General features: G+C 64.8%; 1 protein-coding gene. It reads right to left on the bottom strand.

Features of this window, described 5'->3' with window-relative positions; genetic code table 11:
* A partial coding sequence (locus EN750_RS38325; protein ID WP_245482956.1) for an FAD-dependent oxidoreductase occupies positions 1-528 on the bottom strand: 528 nt, incomplete at both ends.

Genomic DNA, 528 nt, shown 5'->3' with positions numbered 1-528 from the left:
CTGGTGGTCCATTCCGTGCGCATTGACCGACAGTGAGCCGCCGACCGAGAAGATGTCGGTCGACTGCATCGCCTTCACCGCTAAGCGCGGATGCAGAAGGTTCTGGATGTCGTGCCAGCGCGCGCCCGGCTGCAAGGTCATGGTCTTGGCCGCCGCATCGACGGTGACTTTGTTGAACTTTCTGAGGTCGAGCACCAGCGCGTTGTCGTCAAAGGCATGCCCGCCCATCGAATGGCGGATGGCGGCCAGTGAGACTTTCAGGCCATTGGCACGCGCGAAGGCCAGCGCATTGCCGATGTGCTCGTCCTCGCTGATCTCGACGACGCCGTAAACCGGCGTCATCGACAGGCCGCTGGCATCGTTGATGTCGCCGCCTTTTGCCGACCAGGGCAGCGACGCGTCGAAGGCCGGCGCATTGTCCAGCGGCTTCAGAGGCAGCGCGAAGCCGTCTATATCGGCTATCCGTCCTGCGTTCTTCGGCCCCGAAGGCGCGCGCGCCAGCCGCGCCACCGTGTTGCCGCCCCACAG

It is taken from the genome of Mesorhizobium sp. M7A.F.Ca.ET.027.03.2.1 (assembly GCF_003999175.1).
Lineage (GTDB): Bacteria > Pseudomonadota > Alphaproteobacteria > Rhizobiales > Rhizobiaceae > Mesorhizobium.
This window is presented reverse-complemented; position numbering and strand designations above follow the sequence as displayed.